The 15,781-nt window shown below is 60.7% G+C and carries 16 protein-coding genes and 1 pseudogene; 12 read left to right on the forward strand and 5 right to left on the reverse strand.

What is annotated here, in order from left to right; translation table 11 throughout:
- Window positions 1–101 (reverse strand): transposase (locus ACTHJ1_RS07190; RefSeq protein WP_440190021.1); only part of this gene is annotated, 101 nt, incomplete at its 3' end.
- 297 nt (window positions 102–398) lie between these two features.
- On the opposite strand from ACTHJ1_RS07190, the gene ACTHJ1_RS07195 reads away from it, so the two are divergent.
- The 7 genes from ACTHJ1_RS07195 to ACTHJ1_RS07225 all read left to right on the forward strand — a co-directional run bounded on the left by ACTHJ1_RS07195 (window position 399) and on the right by ACTHJ1_RS07225 (window position 8,031).
- The gene (locus tag ACTHJ1_RS07195) at window positions 399–1,070 is read left to right on the forward strand and encodes a GntR family transcriptional regulator (RefSeq protein ID WP_440189851.1); all 672 of its coding nucleotides are present in this window, start codon (window positions 399–401) and stop codon (window positions 1,068–1,070) included.
- Window positions 1,071–1,149: 79 nt separating this feature from the next.
- Window positions 1,150–2,124, forward strand: coding sequence for a tripartite tricarboxylate transporter substrate-binding protein (locus ACTHJ1_RS07200; RefSeq protein WP_440189854.1), 975 nt, complete (start codon window positions 1,150–1,152; stop codon window positions 2,122–2,124).
- A gap of 24 nt (window positions 2,125–2,148) precedes the next feature.
- Window positions 2,149–3,837 carry a thiamine pyrophosphate-binding protein gene (locus ACTHJ1_RS07205; RefSeq protein ID WP_440189857.1) on the forward strand — a complete coding sequence of 563 codons (1,689 nt, stop codon included), beginning with the start codon at window positions 2,149–2,151 and terminating at the stop codon, window positions 3,835–3,837.
- A gap of 3 nt (window positions 3,838–3,840) precedes the next feature.
- Entirely contained in the window at window positions 3,841–5,472 is a 1,632-nt protein-coding gene (locus ACTHJ1_RS07210; RefSeq protein ID WP_440189860.1) for a GMC family oxidoreductase, read from the forward strand.
- A gap of 17 nt (window positions 5,473–5,489) precedes the next feature.
- On the forward strand, window positions 5,490–5,879 hold the full coding sequence (locus tag ACTHJ1_RS07215) for a carboxymuconolactone decarboxylase family protein (protein ID WP_440189863.1): 390 nt from the start codon (window positions 5,490–5,492) through the stop codon (window positions 5,877–5,879).
- Between the two features lie 32 nt (window positions 5,880–5,911).
- Complete coding sequence (locus ACTHJ1_RS07220; protein WP_440189866.1) at window positions 5,912–6,643, forward strand: N-acyl homoserine lactonase family protein; 732 nt, start codon at window positions 5,912–5,914, stop codon at window positions 6,641–6,643.
- Window positions 6,644–6,696: 53 nt separating this feature from the next.
- Window positions 6,697–8,031 (forward strand): MFS transporter, encoded by a 1,335-nt coding sequence (locus ACTHJ1_RS07225; protein WP_440189869.1) that lies wholly within the window; start codon window positions 6,697–6,699, stop codon window positions 8,029–8,031.
- 57 nt (window positions 8,032–8,088) lie between these two features.
- Here the strand turns inward: ACTHJ1_RS07225 and ACTHJ1_RS07230 are convergent.
- Window positions 8,089–8,274, reverse strand: a pseudogene (locus tag ACTHJ1_RS07230) (hypothetical protein); the annotation flags it as partial.
- Between the two features lie 43 nt (window positions 8,275–8,317).
- Between ACTHJ1_RS07230 and ACTHJ1_RS07235 the strand changes: the two are divergent.
- The gene (locus ACTHJ1_RS07235) at window positions 8,318–8,482 is read left to right on the forward strand and encodes a hypothetical protein (protein WP_440189872.1); all 165 of its coding nucleotides are present in this window, start codon (window positions 8,318–8,320) and stop codon (window positions 8,480–8,482) included.
- A gap of 441 nt (window positions 8,483–8,923) precedes the next feature.
- Here ACTHJ1_RS07235 and ACTHJ1_RS07240 read toward each other — a convergent pair whose 3' ends face one another.
- Entirely contained in the window at window positions 8,924–9,676 is a 753-nt protein-coding gene (locus tag ACTHJ1_RS07240) for an SDR family NAD(P)-dependent oxidoreductase (RefSeq protein ID WP_440189875.1), read from the reverse strand.
- 302 nt (window positions 9,677–9,978) lie between these two features.
- Here ACTHJ1_RS07240 and ACTHJ1_RS07245 point away from each other — a divergent pair, with 302 nt between their 5' ends.
- Both ACTHJ1_RS07245 and ACTHJ1_RS07250 read left to right on the forward strand, forming a co-directional pair.
- On the forward strand, window positions 9,979–10,392 hold the full coding sequence (locus tag ACTHJ1_RS07245; protein WP_440189878.1) for an ester cyclase: 414 nt from the start codon (window positions 9,979–9,981) through the stop codon (window positions 10,390–10,392).
- 35 nt (window positions 10,393–10,427) lie between these two features.
- Window positions 10,428–10,859: a MarR family winged helix-turn-helix transcriptional regulator gene (locus tag ACTHJ1_RS07250; protein WP_440189881.1), complete on the forward strand. Its 432-nt coding sequence runs from the start codon at window positions 10,428–10,430 to the stop codon at window positions 10,857–10,859.
- Between the two features lie 187 nt (window positions 10,860–11,046).
- Here ACTHJ1_RS07250 and ACTHJ1_RS07255 read toward each other — a convergent pair whose 3' ends face one another.
- Window positions 11,047–12,627: a winged helix-turn-helix domain-containing tetratricopeptide repeat protein gene (locus ACTHJ1_RS07255; protein WP_440189884.1), complete on the reverse strand. Its 1,581-nt coding sequence runs from the start codon at window positions 12,625–12,627 to the stop codon at window positions 11,047–11,049.
- A gap of 234 nt (window positions 12,628–12,861) precedes the next feature.
- On the opposite strand from ACTHJ1_RS07255, the gene ACTHJ1_RS07260 reads away from it, so the two are divergent.
- Together ACTHJ1_RS07260 and ACTHJ1_RS07265 are read left to right on the forward strand one after the other, a co-directional pair.
- Window positions 12,862–13,605, forward strand: a complete 744-nt coding sequence (locus ACTHJ1_RS07260; protein WP_440189887.1) for an SDR family oxidoreductase — start codon at window positions 12,862–12,864, stop codon at window positions 13,603–13,605.
- A gap of 99 nt (window positions 13,606–13,704) precedes the next feature.
- Window positions 13,705–14,184, forward strand: coding sequence for a carboxymuconolactone decarboxylase family protein (locus tag ACTHJ1_RS07265; protein ID WP_440189890.1), 480 nt, complete (start codon window positions 13,705–13,707; stop codon window positions 14,182–14,184).
- A 139-nt stretch (window positions 14,185–14,323) separates the two neighbouring features.
- Here ACTHJ1_RS07265 and ACTHJ1_RS07270 read toward each other — a convergent pair whose 3' ends face one another.
- Complete coding sequence (locus tag ACTHJ1_RS07270; protein WP_440189893.1) at window positions 14,324–15,778, reverse strand: efflux transporter outer membrane subunit; 1,455 nt, start codon at window positions 15,776–15,778, stop codon at window positions 14,324–14,326.
- Window positions 15,779–15,781 lie beyond the last annotated feature (3 nt).

Consider the following 15,781-nt stretch of genomic DNA (forward strand, 5'->3'; position numbering starts at 1 on the left):
CTGACGCCGTACTTGCGGCATAGCTCGGCCACCGGTACACCGGCTTCACCTTCCTTCAGCGCGGCAACGATCTGGCTTTCTGTAAATCTGGTTTTCTTCAAGGGAGACTCCTAACGGGGGAGGCTCCGAATATTCTACTGATGACTGTCTACCGCACGGGGAAGCTTACGAACCGACACTCCTCTGTGTCGGAATCGACGCCAGCCTTCTGAGGCTGGTGTTTTCATTTCAGGAGCCACGATGGTCGGTGAATCCCCCATTTATAGCGATCACCGCTTTATTGGGGGATTATCGTAGTAGCCCTTACCTGGAGTCCGCTGACCGCCGATGGTAGCCCGCCTCGCTGGCCTACAATATTTGGCACATACTATCTTGGTCGCTCAAATCACTTGGTCCAGATGTCCCAGTTGCAGCAAAACCGAAATCTCCTGAAGACCCTGCCCCTGCAGATCGCGGATTTGCTTGCTGAGCAAATCGCCGAGGGAAGGCCCATGCCCGGCGATCGGCTGCGGGAAACGGAGCTCGCCTCGACCTACGGCGTCAGCCGGGCGACGGTGCGCGAGGCCCTGCGGCTACTGGAGTTGCGCGGCCTGGTCACCATACGACCACAGCGCGGCGCCTGCGTCACCCAACTCTCGACCAAGGAAATCTTCGACTTGTACGCCGTGCGCGCCGCCATGGTGTCGACAGCGTCGCGCCTGGCCGCCGAGCGATGCACGCCCGAAGAGGTCGAAGTCCTGAAAAATCGCCTGCAGCTACTGGCCGACAACATCGACGATGCCACGGCCTACATCCGCCATAGCCGGGAGACGGTCGAATACATTTCCGCCCTGGCCGACAACCCCATTCTGGCCGGCTACGTCAGCGACATGGCCAAGCAGATGGGCCGCTACGTGCGGATCAGCCTGGCGACTCCCGAACGGCGCCAGCGCTCGCTGCGCACCTGGGAAGAGACTATCGACGCGATCGTGCGCCATGACCCCGAGCGCGCGGCCGCCTGCCACTATCGGCTGGCGGTACAAAATCGGGACGCAGTGCTGGAAGAACTTTCCCGCATCAACCCCGCCTGAAACCCTTGCCTTACCCGGATTTATTCGTTAAAGTAAAAATGTCGACATTTAAAATACCGACATAATAGGGAGGAGAATCATGTTTTCAATTCGCAGGCTGAAAGCCGCCATCGGCGCAGTTCTTTTGCTCGTGGGAACGGCTCAGGCATTGGCCGCGCCGGCCCCTGCAGTCAAGTTCGACGCTCCGCTCAAGATCGTCGTGCCGTTCAGCCCGGGAGCGCTGATCGACATCATCGCCCGGATCTACGCCGAGAAAATAAGCAAGCTCGTCGGGCAGCCCGTGATCGTCGAGAACCGGCCTGGCGCGGGAGGCCTGGTCGGCGCCCAGCACGTGCTTCTGGAGCCCGTCGCCGAGAACACCATGCTGTTCGTGTCCTCGTCGTACGCGGTCATCCCCGCCATCACCCCGAAGATGCCGTACGACACCTTGAAGGATTTCTCCGGCATCTCGGAGATCGCGTCGTCGCCCACGCTTGCCATCGTCAACGGCAAGAGCCCCTACACCCGCCTGCAGGAGTTGATCGACGCCGCACGGCGCCCCGGCGCCCATATCACCTACGGTTCGGCGGGTGTGAATTCGGCGACCGATCTGGTCGGCCGCTACTTCAACCGCGAGGCCGGCATCCATTTGGCGCAGATCCCGTTCAAGGGAGTGCAGGAAGGTGTCAGCGAAGTCATGGCCGGCCGGGTTGGCGTGTCTTTCCCGCCCATCGCGCTGGCCTTGCCGTACATCAAGTCGGGACAGCTCAAACCCCTGGCCGTGACCAGCCTGAAGCGCTCCACGCTGCTGCCCGACGTCCCCACCGTATCGGAAAGCGGCCTGGCCAACTTCGACTACAGCATCTGGTACGGCGTGGTAATGAGCGCCAAGACCTCGCCCGCGGTCAAGCAGGCTTTGGCTCATGACATCGCCCAGATCAACCAGGACCCCACCGTCCTGAACGTGCTGACGCGCCAGGGCCTGGTGCCCGAGAGCCTGCAGCTCAGCGCTTTCGATCACTACATCGCCGGCGAGATGAACAAGTTCAACAAGCTATTGCAAGCGAACCCGTAAAAATTCGATAGAAGGAAACGCAAAATGAAGACCATGACTGGCGGCCAGGCGGTCGTCGCAGCGCTCGGCGCTCAAGGCACAGACCATGTATTCGGTCTGATCGGATCCGCGGGCATGGAAATTTTCGATGCCCTGTACGACGCCAAGGACATCAACTTCATCGGCGTGCGCGACGAGCGCACCGGGGTGCACATGGCCGACGGCTATGCGCGCGCCTCGGGCAAGGCCGGCGTGTTCCTGGCCGGGCAGAACGGGCCTGGCGCGACCAACCTGGCGACGGGCCTGGCGCAGGCCTACGCTGCATACTCGCCGGTCATCGCCCTGGGTGGGTCGCTATCCTCGGCGCATATTTATCGCGATGCGTTCCAGGAAGTCGACCAGCAGTCGCTCTTCAAGCCCATCACGAAAAAGACCTATACGCTGACTCAGACCGCGCGCATTCCCGAGATGGTGGGCGAGGCCTTCAGAACCGCCCTGTCGCCGCGGCGCGGGCCGGTCATGCTCAATCTGCCGCGCGACCTGCTGGCCGACTCGCTCGAGACTTCGGCGTACGGCCAAATCGAGAAAGCCCAAGTATTCGGCGCGATGACGGCGCCGCGATCCGTGCTGGAGCAAGCCGCGCAGCTGCTCGCGAATGCACAGCGCCCGCTCATCCTGGCTGGCGGCGGCGTCAAAAACGGCAGCGGCCAGCGCGCCGTGCTGGATCTGGCCGAAAGACTGAATGCGCCAATCGCCATGTCGCCCGGGCACGGCGATGCCGTTCCCTGCACGCATCCGCTCTATGCCGGGCAGGCCGGTCCGCGCGGCAACTCCGTCGCATCGGATCTGGCTAGGCAGGCCGACGTCATTCTGGCCCTGGGCACACGACTTGGCTTCAACACGACCTTCTACCAGCGCGAGAGCCTGAACCCCGCAGCCACACTGATTCAAGTGGAAGTCGAGCCCACCGCGCTGGGCCGTTTCTTCCCAGTGGACGTGGGCATCCTGGGCGATGCCGCGACGGTTGCGGGCGACCTGGTCGACGCGCTGCGAGGCCTGCCGACCCATCCCGAGAGCAGGACTTGGGCGGACAGATTCACCGAACAGCGGCGCGCGCTGCTGCAGCAACGGGACACTGCGGCGGGCAATGCCGCCGATCCTCTGCAGCCGGGGTATCTCTTCAAGACCATCCGCGAAGTCGCGCCCGACGACGCTATCTACACCATGGACGCGGGTACGCTTTGCCTGCAGGCCACGGACCAGATGCGCTACGTTCAGACGCCCTCGCTTTTCACGCCGCTCGATTTCGGCCTGGTGGGTTTCTCGTATGCCTGCGGCCTGGGCGCCAAACTGGCGCAACCGCACCGCACGGTGATCAGCCTCATGGGCGACGGCGGCTTCGGCATGGCCTGCAGCGAAATCGGCACCGCGGCCGCCTATGGCATCAACACCGTATGCCTGGTGCTGAACAACGGCTGCTGGGGCGCCGAGAAAGCGTATCAACGAGACTTCTTCGGCGAGCGCTACATCGGTGCCGACGTGCCCAATCCACCGTACGACAAGCTTGCCGAGCTGTGGAATGCCAGCGGCTTTCGCGTGGACCGCGCCGCGGACCTCGCCAAGACCCTCGAGGCGGCCATTCACTGCGGCAAGCCGGCCGTGGTCGATATCCGCGTCGATCCCAACGCCCTCTACAGCTTCCGTAGGGACTCCTTCAAGAATCGCACGAAGTAAATCATGACACCCGAACAATTCGACTACATCGTGATCGGTGCGGGCTCCGCGGGATGCGTCGTGGCGAACCGACTGAGCGCTTCGGGCAAATACCGCGTCCTGCTCCTCGAAGGCGGCGGCGAAGACCGCAATCCTTGGATCCATATCCCGCTGGGCGTGGGCCGGCTGCTGACCAACGAGAAATTGGTTTGGCCCTTCAAGACCGTGCCGCAGGACACCCTGGCCGGACAGCAGATCTATTGGCCGCGCGGCAAGGTGCTGGGCGGGTCCAGCGCCGTCAACGGTATGGCCTATGTCTGGGGCGATCCGCAGGAGTACGACAGCTGGCAGAGCCGCTTCGGCATCGAGGGCTGGAACTTTCAAGACCTGCTGCCCTACTTCGGCAAGATCGAAACCAATCCGTATTCGAATCATCCGCTGCGCGGCAAATCGGGACCCATTCGCATCACCGACCGGGGCGCACGCGACCCGGACAAGATTTCCGACGCTTATATCGCCGCTTGCAGGCAGGTAGGCATCGTGCCGACCGAAGACTACAACGCCGTCGACTACGAAGGCGTGCGGTATCTGGAACAAAGCGCGAACAACGGCAGGCGCTGCAGCGCCGCCGTAGGCTATCTGCGCCCGGTCCGCGGGCGGCCGAACCTGACCGTTCGCACGCTGGCTTTCGTCAGGCGCATGCGCCTGGCCGGAACCCGGTGCGTGGGCGTCGAATACGAATGGAACGGCGCCATACATCTGGCGACGGCCCAGCGCGAGACGGCGCTCTGCGCGGGCGCCGTGCAGTCGCCGCAGATGCTGGAACTGTCCGGCATCGGCGATGCCGGCCGCCTGCAGTCCCTGGGTATACCCATCGTACGCAATCTGCCGGACGTAGGCGAACACATGAGCGACCATCTGCAGGTGCGGTGCACCTATCGCTCGGCCATCTCCGAGACCATCAACGACATCATGCGCAGCCCCTTTTACAAGGTCAAGTATGCACTGCAGTACGCTATCAGCCGCAAGGGCCTGATGGCCGGCACCTCGTCCACGGCCCACGCCATCACGCGCACCTCGGCCACGATGACGCACCCAGACGTCATGATCCGCATTTATCACATCAGCGGCAAGGACCGATATTCGCGCGATGGCATCGGCGGCATCGATCAGTTCTCGGGCTTCTCGATCGGCGGCTTCATGCTGTATCCGCAGTCGCGCGGCAGCATCCATGTGGTCTCTGCCGACCCGAAGGTGGCGCCAGCCATCAATCCGAATTATCTGCAGAACGAAACAGACCAGCAGACCGTCGTCGGCATGCTACGCCTGATCCGGCGAGTCGCCGGTCAGGAGGCACTGCGTCGCGTGATCATCCAGGAAGAGCGGCCCGGTCCGGCTGCCGACACCGATGCTGATCTGCTGGCCTATGCTCGCCAGACAGGCCAGACGGCATGGCATACCGTAGGAACCTGCCGCATGGGCCGACCCGGCGAATCCGTGGTGGACAACCGGCTCAAGGTGCACGGCATCCAGGGCCTGCGTGTGGCGGACATCTCCGTCATGCCCACCATCGCGTCCTCCAATACGAATGCCCCCGCCATGATGATCGGCGAGCGCGTGGTCGATTTCATGCTTGCCGATGCCGTCGGCAACTGACCTGTCGGGAGATCACAATGACCAGCAAAAAAACCTCGGGCATCCCCACTCCGCAGTGCGAAGCGCACATCGCCAAGGGCGATTGGAATCCGCTGTGGGACCAGCTTCGGGAACTCGATCCCGAGTTCATGGAGGCCTATCTTGCCTTTCGCAGCGTGCCGCAGCGCAATGGACCGCTGCCGCAGAAATACAAAGAACTGATCCTCGTAGCCATTAATGCTGCCACCACGCATTTGTACGGGCCGGGTGTGCGGCGCCACGTGCGCAACGCTATCAAGGCCGGCGCGACGCGCGAAGAACTGCTCGAAGCGATACAGCTCACCACCGTGATGGGCATTCACGCCTGCAACCTGGCGATTCCCATCCTCATGGAAGAGACACGGGACCAGAGCGCCATCCAATCTTGAGCGCCACGCCTGCCCTGCCGGAGACCCTGCGCATGAATACTGCGGCTCCCTTTCGCATCGATGCAGTTGAAATCGGCCGGCGCAGGGCCGATACCTCCCTGTTCCTGTACCTGACCGAACCGGGCACGTCGCTCGAGATCGCCTATCGCGTATGGGTGTTGCGCGACGGCGCTCGCACCATTCTGGTAGACACCGGGCCGCCGACGCAGGAAGGCCGCGAACGCGGCCTGACGCAGGTGACCGACGTGGCCCCGGCGTTAGCCCGTATCGGCGTGGACGCCGCGAGCATCGATACCGTGCTGCTGACCCATCTGCACTGGGATCACGCCGCGAACGCCGAGAAATTTCCTAATGCCACGTTCTTCGCGCAGCAGGCCGAACTCGATTTCTTCGGCAGCGCCATGCGGCAGCATCCGGCCTTCAACCATTTCTTCAGCGTACGCACCGACTTGAGCGGAATGATCCGCGCACAGCGCATCCGGCCGCTGAACGGCGACGTGGAATTCTGCCCCGGCATCCGGGTGATGTGCGTGGGCGGACATACCCCCGGCTCGCAAATGATCTGCGTCGACACGCAGGAAGGGCTAGCCGTCATTACCGGCGACGCGATTCCGCTGCGCCGCAATTACCACGACTCGATTCCGTCGGGCATCGTCTCCAACATCGACGAGGCCATCCTCGCGCTCGAACGCGTGGCACGCCTGGCGCCGGCGCGCATCTACCCCGGCCACGATCCGCAGGAGAGCTTCGATCCGTCCTCTTGAACACCACTAGAACTTGAATAGCCACGAGAAATACTTAAAACATGGAGACAACAATGCACGAGAAATCATCCTTCTCATCGATGAACGACGCGCCGCTCAACGCATTTCACCGCAAGGTGACATTTCTGTCGGGCATGGGCGTCTTTCTCGAGGGATACGACTTCACCAACATCGCTTCGGCCCTGGTATTTCTGGTGCCGTACTTCCAGCTCAAGCCCGCCCAGATCGCGCTGGTGGCCACGTCCACCTATGTGGGCACCATCGTCGGCGCGGTCAGCATCGGCTACCTCGCCGATCGGTTCGGACGCCGGTCCATGTACATGGCCGACATCATCATCTACGCGCTGTTCGCGCTGATCAGCGCCTTCGCCAATTCGTACGAAATGCTGGTGATCGCGCGCATCGGCCTGGGCTTCGCCGTCGGTGCCGACCAGGCCCTGAGCTTCACGATCATCGCGGAATTCGCGCCGCGCAAGATCCGCGGCAAACTCAATGCCAGCACATGGATCCTGTGGACGGTAGCCAGCGCCTTGACCTATCTAATCAGCTACGCGCTCAACCCGCTACTGCATGGAGAAACGTGGCGCGTCCTGTTCGGGCTGGCGCTGATCCCGTCGATCATCGTGCTAATAGGCCGGCACAGCATCCCAGAATCGCCGCGCTGGCTGGTGCGTCAGGGCCGCTATGATGAAGCCCGCGCCGCGATGGACGCGGCCGTTCCCGGCAGCGGCGCGCAGCTCAAGCCGACTAGCGCCGGCATGAGCGCGACGTCGGCACGGCCCGGCATCGGCGCCCTGTTCCGCACCAAACAGCAGACCTACAGCACGCTCTACATCTTCTTCATGTGGTTCTGCATCACCTTCAACACCTACGGCGTGGGCTATTTCACGCCCTACATCCTCAGGACGCTGGGTTTCACCGAAACCTTGTCCTTGCTGGGCGGCGTCGTGGTGTCGACGTTCGCGGTGATCGGCTCGATCCTGATGTTCCTGCTGGTCGAGCGCGTAGGCCGTAAACCCTTGGCCACGCTGGGCTTCGGCTTGCTTGCCTTGATCGATTTCGGATTGGTCCTGGTCAGCGACTCACAGGTGTTCATTGTGCTGCTCGTGCTCTTTAGCCTGTTCCAGCTCGTCGTCTGGATCGGACCGGCGGGACTGGTCGGCGTGGTCGCTCCCGAGGCGTTCCCGACCGACATCCGCTCGTTCGGCACCGGATTGGCCGCAGGGTTGGGACGCCTGGGCGCGATCATCGGCATCATCCTGTTCCCGATCCTGATGAACCTGGGCGGCCTCAAACTGACCATGTCGGTGTTTTGCCTGGACGCCATCATCGCCACCGCGGCGATGGTTATGTTCGGTCGGGAGACCAAAGGGGTTGAGTTGGATTGACGGTAAGCATAGCAGGCAAGAAAAACCCGCAGCCCCTAAGTCGCCGCGGTTTTTTCACTAGGCCTGGCCATCGTTGATCGGGCACTCGTCGCCCCGGTCTTGATTCCATACTTTGAACACCGGTAACAAGCCGGCAGAGAAGTAGCTGCGAATCAGGTCGTCATACAACGAAATGTCACGGCGGCTCCGTGCGATCAATTGGGCACCTGCGATTGCTGCAAAAATAGCTTCTGCGCGGCTGGCGCATTCCTTATCCGGTATCGTAGCCTGGCTTACAAGCATACGTTTGCCCGCCATCGCGCAGTTGGGCATCTGGGGCCGCAAGTATCTACCGGTAACCAAGGAGAGCGCGGCCGCTGCCTCAGCGCTGGAGAAGGGCGGGCCCGAGCTGCTGAAGACGATGAAGGCCGAGCTGCGGCGGCAGCACGTAGGCAAGCAGACCACGGAGTGAAGGCGCCGCGCCGCTCGCCGGTGTTCCTCGCTAGATGCGAGGTCCTTGCAGAACAGTCTTCGATCAGCGGCACTCGGTGCTCGGCCACGATCTGATCGCGGACGTGGCGCAGAGGATCGACGCCTGGCTGGCGCGCATTGGGTACAAGTTCAATCAGGTACGCGGGGATTCATCATGCTGATCGGGTTCCTGCTGCCGCTGAGGTTTTGAGCTGTTCTCCGGACTCGCCATGCGTGCGACCTCGGCGGCAGAGAGAGCCGTTTTGCGGCCCTCAATGTCGCCTGCGGGACCTTCAAGGTCTCGGCTCAAACGAGCCCGTACTGCGGCCATTCATAGGCGACGGCTCATGGCCGGTCAGAGCCCGACCGCTTGCGGAACGGGCCATCGCTAGACGGACGATCACCGTGGAGCTGGCGCGGGCGTTGGTTCGTCGCGTTTTGGTTACGTGAGATTCAAACCGCCGTCCGAGAGCAGAATTTCGCCCGTTAGATAATCCGAAGCGACTAACAAGGCAACCGCCTGAGCAATATCCTCGGGGCTTGCGGCCCGCCGCATCGGTGAACGCTCTTTCCAGAGTTGCTGGGCTTGCGTCCACTCGGCCGTGAGAGGTGTATCGACCAAGCCAGGCGCGACAGCATTCACACGAATGTCAGGGGCAAGTGAAAGCGCAAGCAAGCGCGTCACATGGTTTAGCGCTGCCTTGGTTGCTGCGTACGGGATGGATGCACCTTTAGGTCGCACTCCGGCATGTGAACTCACGTTGACGACGCAGCCCGCCTTTCCTCGCGCGGCAGCTTCACGCAGTGCCAATTGCGCTTCGGTTACAAGGCGAAACGGTGCGACAACATTAACTTCATGCAACTCCTGCCAAACGTCTGGCGTGGCGGCCGCCAGATCGTTATGGGGGATCACTCGACTGATGCCGGCGTTATTGACTAGGACGTCGAGTCGACCCCAAGCGCCGATTGCCTCGCGGATGAGATTCACCCTCTCTACATCGTTGGCTAGATCGGCTTGCACGTACACGGCGGAACCGAGGTCGCGAGCCAACGCGAGCCCCGCATCGACGGAACTGCGCGAATGGAGAACAACAGAGAATCCATCTTTTGAAAGCCGTCGCGCGATTGCAGCGCCAATCCCGGTGGTCGAGCCGGTCACAAGAGCGACGGGGGCTGAGGTCTTCACAGTGGCCATGCGATCCTCTAAAGGCCATTCGTTGATTGGCGATTGTCGGCGAGTCAGGGCCCCGTGTCGAATGTCTCAAAGTGGCCGCACTCCGACCGATTTTGTTGAAAAACTCGGTAAATCTCTGCGCAGGACACGTGGCGGGAATACTTCAACCGTTGCCGAGAGCAGCCGTAAGCTTCCCCGTGCGGTCGAAGCCGGTCTTCGTCGCTTCCCTGTCATCCAATAAAATATACAGCATTACTGTACAATATTCCGTAACGCGCACTCCCCCTGGCGCTACCTATCTCACCAAAACAAACGGAACATACATGACCAGCAATGATTTAAAAGCCATTGTCACGCGCTTCAATCGCGAGGTTATCCAGGAGGGCAATCGCGAGTCCTTCGAAGCTCTCATGGCGCCGGATTTCGTCAACTGGTCGGCACCCAGCGAGGCACAGCGCGGCGCCGAAGTTATGTGGAAAACGTTTGCCACCGTGCTGCGTCCTGCGATCGGATATCTGCAAGTACATATTCACGAGCAACTCAGTGATGGCGACAAAGTGATCACGCGCAAGACGATCTCGGGTAAACACATCGGCCTGCTGGCCGGCATCAAAGCGACGAATAAAGATATCTCGATCGATGTGATCGATATCGTCCGCATTCGCGACGGCCGTTATTTCGAGCACTGGGGCGTCAACACGCTTGCCGCAGTTGCGGATCAACTGCGGCAAGCGTGAGGTCTCGCGATATGAGTCAGTCTCGGCGAGCGCCAATGCCTTCCTCCCATGCCACTGACGCTGCGCAGATTGCCGAATCCCTCCGCGAGGTAGTCAGTCGTTTCGTCAAGAGTGTCCGGGGGCATAGCGGCACGCACTCAAACGCCCAGAACGAAACCCTCGCAGCTTTGGAACATACTGGGCCGGTAAGTATTTCGGCGCTGGCCGAGCGCCGAGGCGTGACGCATCAGACGATGCGACTGATCGTGATGAAACTTGTCGAGCAGAATCTATTGGGCCTGACGCAGGATGCCGAGGATCGTCGCGCTTATCTCGTGCACATGACCAATACCGGAAAGCATCAATTGGCGCGAGAGAGGACCGCGCGTACGCGCTGGCTAACCGAGCAGCTACTCGCTAAAACAACCTCGGAAGAGCGCGCTCTATTGAAAGTGGCGACTCAGTTGCTTGATAGGCTGATCGACTAAAAAATCTTCGGTCTTTTAAAGCACGAATGTTTAGACGGCCTACTTGCGACCGTCGCATGATGGCCGCACTCCGACCGATGAGGCCGGCTCGAAGCGCTTCGCCGCGGAAAGGTCGCTGTCCGGCAGTTTCCTGCCAATGACTCGTTTACACAAAATTCTGCACACTCCCTGAAGGGGGAAGCGCCCTTCATTCTGGCAGCCCAGCCCTACGTAGACCGTCCATTAAGATGGCGAAATTCTCCGGGCGTTGGATAGGTAGCCAATATTTGAGATTGGACAGACGCAACTTGGGATCGAGCTGGCGCAAATGATCCATTGCATGCCGGGATTCGGCCATGCGGCCGGCAAGCGCGTGACTTGCCGCGAGCACGGCGGCTACCAGCAGAAAACTTGGCAAATCCCGGAATGCCTTTTCCGCCCATGACGATGCTGCGTCGAAACGCCCCAGGAAGAGATGCGCGGCCCCCATTCCGGCTTGCATTCTATACAGCTCCGGGTCGAGAGGGCTGAAACGCATGGCGTGCGCAAAGTACTCGATAGCCGAGTCAGTTTCGCCATGCCAGAGCCTGAGAAATGCACCGAGAAACCACGCCGCCGCGAGGTTGGGATTGAGTTCGAGCGCCTTGTCCAACAATGCGATACCGGCTCGGAGGTCACCGGCAAGATGGGCAAGCGCATGTCCGCTCCTGGTGAGCGCGACTGCATCACCCTTGCCCAACTCTATGGCTCGGCGAGCCAGTCTGGCGCCCTCCGCCATCTCCAGCGGGCAATCCGTCCAGCGATTGACCCTGCGCCAACAATGGCACCACGCCGCCATTGCGTAAGCTGACGCGAAATCCGGATCGGACTCTATTGCCTTGTGAAAGAGTGGGAGCGCCTGGTCGATGGACTGCTTGGTCCCGTGATGCAGCTTGGACATTCCGCGCAGATAGTAATCGTAAGCGTCGAGGTTTTCTGTCGTCTTGCGGCTCGTCCGCTCGATCTCCGCTCGTTCAAGCTGTGGCGCGATTGCGCCGACCACACTCTCGGTAATTTGATCTTGCAGCGTGAAGATATCTCCCAGCACCCCTTCGAAACGGCCTGCCCAGTGGAGCTCCCCGGTTGCCGCATCGACCAGCTGCGCCGTAATGCGGACACGATTTTTTGCTTTGCGCCAACTGCCTTCCAACACATAGCGAACGCCCAACTCGCGACTTACTTGTTTCACGTCCACTACACGAGCCTTGTAGGTAAAGCTCGAGTTGCGCCCGACGACGAACAGCCAGCGATACTGCGACAACGCCGCGATGACGTCCTCCACCACACCGTCAGCCAGGTAGTCTTGCTCCGGATCTGCGCTCAGATTCACAAATGGCAAGACAGCAATGGACGGCTTTGCAGGCAAGGCTGGCGCGACGACCGAGATTTCAACCGATCGGGAGGGCTCGGCAGCAGGCAGGCCGACGCCATCCCATGACCCGGCGTTCCTGACGTCGGCAACGAACCGGAATCCCTTGCGGGCAATCGTTCGGATCACGCGCTGTTGCTGGCCGTTGTCGCCGACCGCCGTACGCACCGCATTAATGTGACTGGCCAGAGTCGATTCCGAGACGATTCGACCGCCCCACACTGCTTCGATCAAATCGGATCTGCTGACGACGCGTTCGCGGTGCTCTGCCAGATAGACCAGCAGGTCGAAGACTTTGGGCGCCGTGGCAACGGCCAGAGAGGCCCGGAAGAGCTCTCTCCGGTCGAGGTCGAGTACGCAGTCGTCAAACACCAATCGCATTCAGGGCTCCTTGCCCCATGTTCGTGCCGAGCATGCGACCGAAGCAACCGGGCGGCTACGCCGGCCAGCCGGCAACACCCATAGCCCAGTCACGGTTCAGGTTTCTAGACAAATTTCCAAGCCTAATTCAATGAAAACCCAAGGCGTTGACAAAGTATTCCGACAGGTCGCCAAGCATACTGAATACATCGATCGCTGCCCTGAGTCGATCGACATTGAATCGAGGAGCCGAGCATGAAAATAGTCGTTATTGGCGGTGGAGGCCTTATCGGGTCGAATATTGTAAACAGGCTTCGTCATCATGGTCATGAAACGGTAGCGGCATCGCCTCGAACGGGTGTGAACACTCTCACCGGGCAAGGTCTGGCAGAAGCCCTTGCCGGCGCTCAAGTGGTGGTCGACGTAACAAACTCTCCCTCGTTTGAAGATCGGGACGTCCTGGAGTTTTTCGAAACGTCCGGCCGAAATCTGCTTGCCGCAGAAGCTGACGCCGATGTCGAGCATCACGTCGCGCTCTCGGTTGTCGGCACTGATCGCCTTCCCGAGAGCGGCTACATGCGCGCAAAAGCCGCCCAGGAACAACTGATCACAGCGTCAAAAATCCCCTACACCATCCTGCGCGCAACGCAGTTCTGCGAGTTCATCGAAGGCATTATCAACTCGAGTGACGATGGCGGCGTGATTCGCCTTTCACCCGCTCTTATTCAGCCCATCGCTGCTGATGATGTCGCAGCGGTCATGGCTGATCTCGCAGTCGGGGCGCCGGTGAATGGCGTTGTCGAAGTGGGTGGTCCGGACCGCTTTCCCCTTGATGAACTGGCACGCAAGTTTCTAGCGGCGCGCAAAGACAAGCGCGAAGTAACCGCCGACGTCCATGCGCGCTATTTCGGCAGCGAGCTGAATGACCGATCCCTGATCACGGGCGACAACGCGCTCATCGGCTCAACACGTTTCCAAAACTGGCTCAGCCATTCATAGATTCACGCTCGAGCCTCAAACCCAGCGCCGACCCACATACCCCGAGGGCGGACGCCAACGCTTCACTAGCCTGCATACTTCGTACATTAAGGACTCCTCATGACCCAGCGCATCGCCTACCAGAAGCAATCCCCCGAGCTGTTCAAGAAGTTTCTCGAGTTCAGCCTGGCCCACAATGAGTCCTCAATCGAGCGGTCCACCCGAGACCTCGTCGATATCAGGGCGTCGCAGATCAACGGCTGCGCATTCTGCGTGGATATGCATATCAAGGAAGCCACGATTCATGGCGAGCGTCCGCTCAGGCTGCACCATGTTGCCATCTGGCGCGAGTCCACGCTGTTCAGTCTGCGCGAACGAGCCGCCCTGGAATGGACCGAAATCCTGACCCGGATCCCGGCCGAGGGGGTGTCCGATGAAATCTATGAACACGTTCGTTCGCACCTTTCCGAGAAGGAGCTGTCCGATCTGACCTTCCTCGTGATGGCGATTAATGCTTGGAATCGCATCAGCGTGGGTTTCCGAGCCGTTCCGGGCTCATACGACAAGGTATACGGTCTCGACAAATCCGGCCTGTCCTGATCCTGCATCGGCGCCGCCGATGCGCAGCAAGCGTCGCAGGGGGCGCACGTGACGCTGCCGATGACCAAAAGTATGGCCGACATGCAAAGCTCGTCAACGGGATACCAAGCGCTGAAGCGATCTGCTATCTGAACAGGGACTACGAGGGCTGCGCGAAATTCCGAGGTTGCCAACCGCCCCCAAGTGCCTTGAACGTGGCGACCGCAGCACGCGCTGATTCCACTTGTGCCTGCGCTCGCGCCTCGGAGGTCTGCAACAGCGTTTCATCGGCGTGCAGTACATCGACCCGGCTTGCTGCGCCCTTCCGGTACGCCATCATGGAAGATTCGCGTGCCCGAGCAAGCGATGTTTCTCCCTGGCCTAATACGATGGCCTGTTCTTCGCGGTTGATCAAGGCTGAGAAGGCATTTTCGACATCTTCCGTTGCGCGAAGAACTGCCTGACGATACGCAGCCAATGCCTCGGCATCCCGTCCTTTGGCCTGTTTGATCTGAGCGTTGATGCGGCCAAAATCGAACAAACGCCAGCGCAACCCAAGCACACCCGCTGCCTGATTCGCTCCGCCGGTAAATAAATTGCCTGCCGACACCGTTGCGGCGCTGCCCAACAGGCCACTGAGCGAAAATTTTGGGTAGTACTCGGATATGGCTTCGCCGATTCTCGCATTGGCTGCTGCGAGATGTCGCTCGGCAACAATAAGGTCAGGCCGCCGCTGGAGCAGATCTGCCGGCGATCCCAAAGACACGATCTTCGGTGTGGCGGGTATCGGCTTGGCCTTCGCCAGCTCGGCCCGATACGAGCCAGGTGGAGAACCCAGCATTACATCCAATGCATTCATTGCAGCATCAAGATGCATCTGGAGGATAGGCAGAGTCGCTCGAACCCGGGCGAGCTCTCCCTTCGTTTGCTGAACCTGATATTCGGCAGCGAGGCCGTGGTCGTAAAGCAGGTTGATTTTTGCCAACAGCTCTTGCTCGACGCCAACCTGCCTCCGGGCGATCTCAAGACGAGTCTGCAGCCCTCGAATGGCGATATAGATATCCGCAGTCTGAGCAGCGACTTCCAATCGCGTGGCGACGACACCTGCCTTCGATGCCTGATAGTCCGCCAGCGCTGCCTCACGTCCACGCCGCAACCCGCCAAAGATGTCAATCTCCCAACTCGCACCCAGATCAGCCTCGTATGCGTTACCCCACCGTTCATAGTTAGGCGTGGCATTGAGCAAGCGCCCTGTTGGCGTTTCGACCGACTGGTATGCCCGGGCGGCCGAGCCACTGACGTTGCCTGACGGAAGCAGTGCGGCGTCAGATCCACCGAGTGCTGCGCGCGCCTGTGTAACTCGGGCCCTTGCTTGCGCCAGATCCAGATTCTGTTCGAGAGCTAGCGATACAAAATGAGTCAATAACGCATCATCGAAGCTCTCCCACCATTTCGCGAGATCGGCCGTAGTGGCCGCGTGCTGCCGCGCGATCGCGCCCTGCTCCATGTAGTGATTCGGAAGCGGCGCATCGGGCCGGTGATAATCTGGACCCACTGCGCAGCCGGCAATGGCGCCGGCGCATACAAAAAGAGCAAGAAAGCGGCTGACACGCATGGC

The sequence above is a fragment of the Bordetella sp. genome (assembly GCF_051960075.1).
Classification (GTDB): Bacteria; Pseudomonadota; Gammaproteobacteria; order Burkholderiales; family Burkholderiaceae_B; genus Bordetella.

Excerpts from the sequence above, each read along its gene's own strand:
- ACTHJ1_RS07260 (WP_440189887.1), top strand. The coding sequence starts at position 12,862 with ATGAAAATAGTCGTTATTGGCGGTGGAGGCCTTATCGGGTCGAATATT.
- ACTHJ1_RS07265 (WP_440189890.1), top strand. The coding sequence starts at position 13,705 with ATGACCCAGCGCATCGCCTACCAGAAGCAATCCCCCGAGCTGTTCAAG.
- ACTHJ1_RS07215 (WP_440189863.1), top strand. The coding sequence starts at position 5,490 with ATGACCAGCAAAAAAACCTCGGGCATCCCCACTCCGCAGTGCGAAGCG.
- ACTHJ1_RS07245 (WP_440189878.1), top strand. The coding sequence starts at position 9,979 with ATGACCAGCAATGATTTAAAAGCCATTGTCACGCGCTTCAATCGCGAG.
- ACTHJ1_RS07210 (WP_440189860.1), top strand. The coding sequence starts at position 3,841 with ATGACACCCGAACAATTCGACTACATCGTGATCGGTGCGGGCTCCGCG.
- ACTHJ1_RS07205 (WP_440189857.1), top strand. The coding sequence starts at position 2,149 with ATGAAGACCATGACTGGCGGCCAGGCGGTCGTCGCAGCGCTCGGCGCT.
- ACTHJ1_RS07250 (WP_440189881.1), top strand. The coding sequence starts at position 10,428 with ATGCCTTCCTCCCATGCCACTGACGCTGCGCAGATTGCCGAATCCCTC.
- ACTHJ1_RS07200 (WP_440189854.1), top strand. The coding sequence starts at position 1,150 with ATGTTTTCAATTCGCAGGCTGAAAGCCGCCATCGGCGCAGTTCTTTTG.
- ACTHJ1_RS07220 (WP_440189866.1), top strand. The coding sequence starts at position 5,912 with ATGAATACTGCGGCTCCCTTTCGCATCGATGCAGTTGAAATCGGCCGG.
- ACTHJ1_RS07195 (WP_440189851.1), top strand. The coding sequence starts at position 399 with ATGTCCCAGTTGCAGCAAAACCGAAATCTCCTGAAGACCCTGCCCCTG.
- ACTHJ1_RS07255 (WP_440189884.1), bottom strand. The coding sequence starts at position 12,627 with ATGCGATTGGTGTTTGACGACTGCGTACTCGACCTCGACCGGAGAGAG.
- ACTHJ1_RS07240 (WP_440189875.1), bottom strand. The coding sequence starts at position 9,676 with ATGGCCACTGTGAAGACCTCAGCCCCCGTCGCTCTTGTGACCGGCTCG.
- ACTHJ1_RS07270 (WP_440189893.1), bottom strand. The coding sequence starts at position 15,778 with ATGCGTGTCAGCCGCTTTCTTGCTCTTTTTGTATGCGCCGGCGCCATT.
- ACTHJ1_RS07225 (WP_440189869.1), top strand. The coding sequence starts at position 6,697 with ATGCACGAGAAATCATCCTTCTCATCGATGAACGACGCGCCGCTCAAC.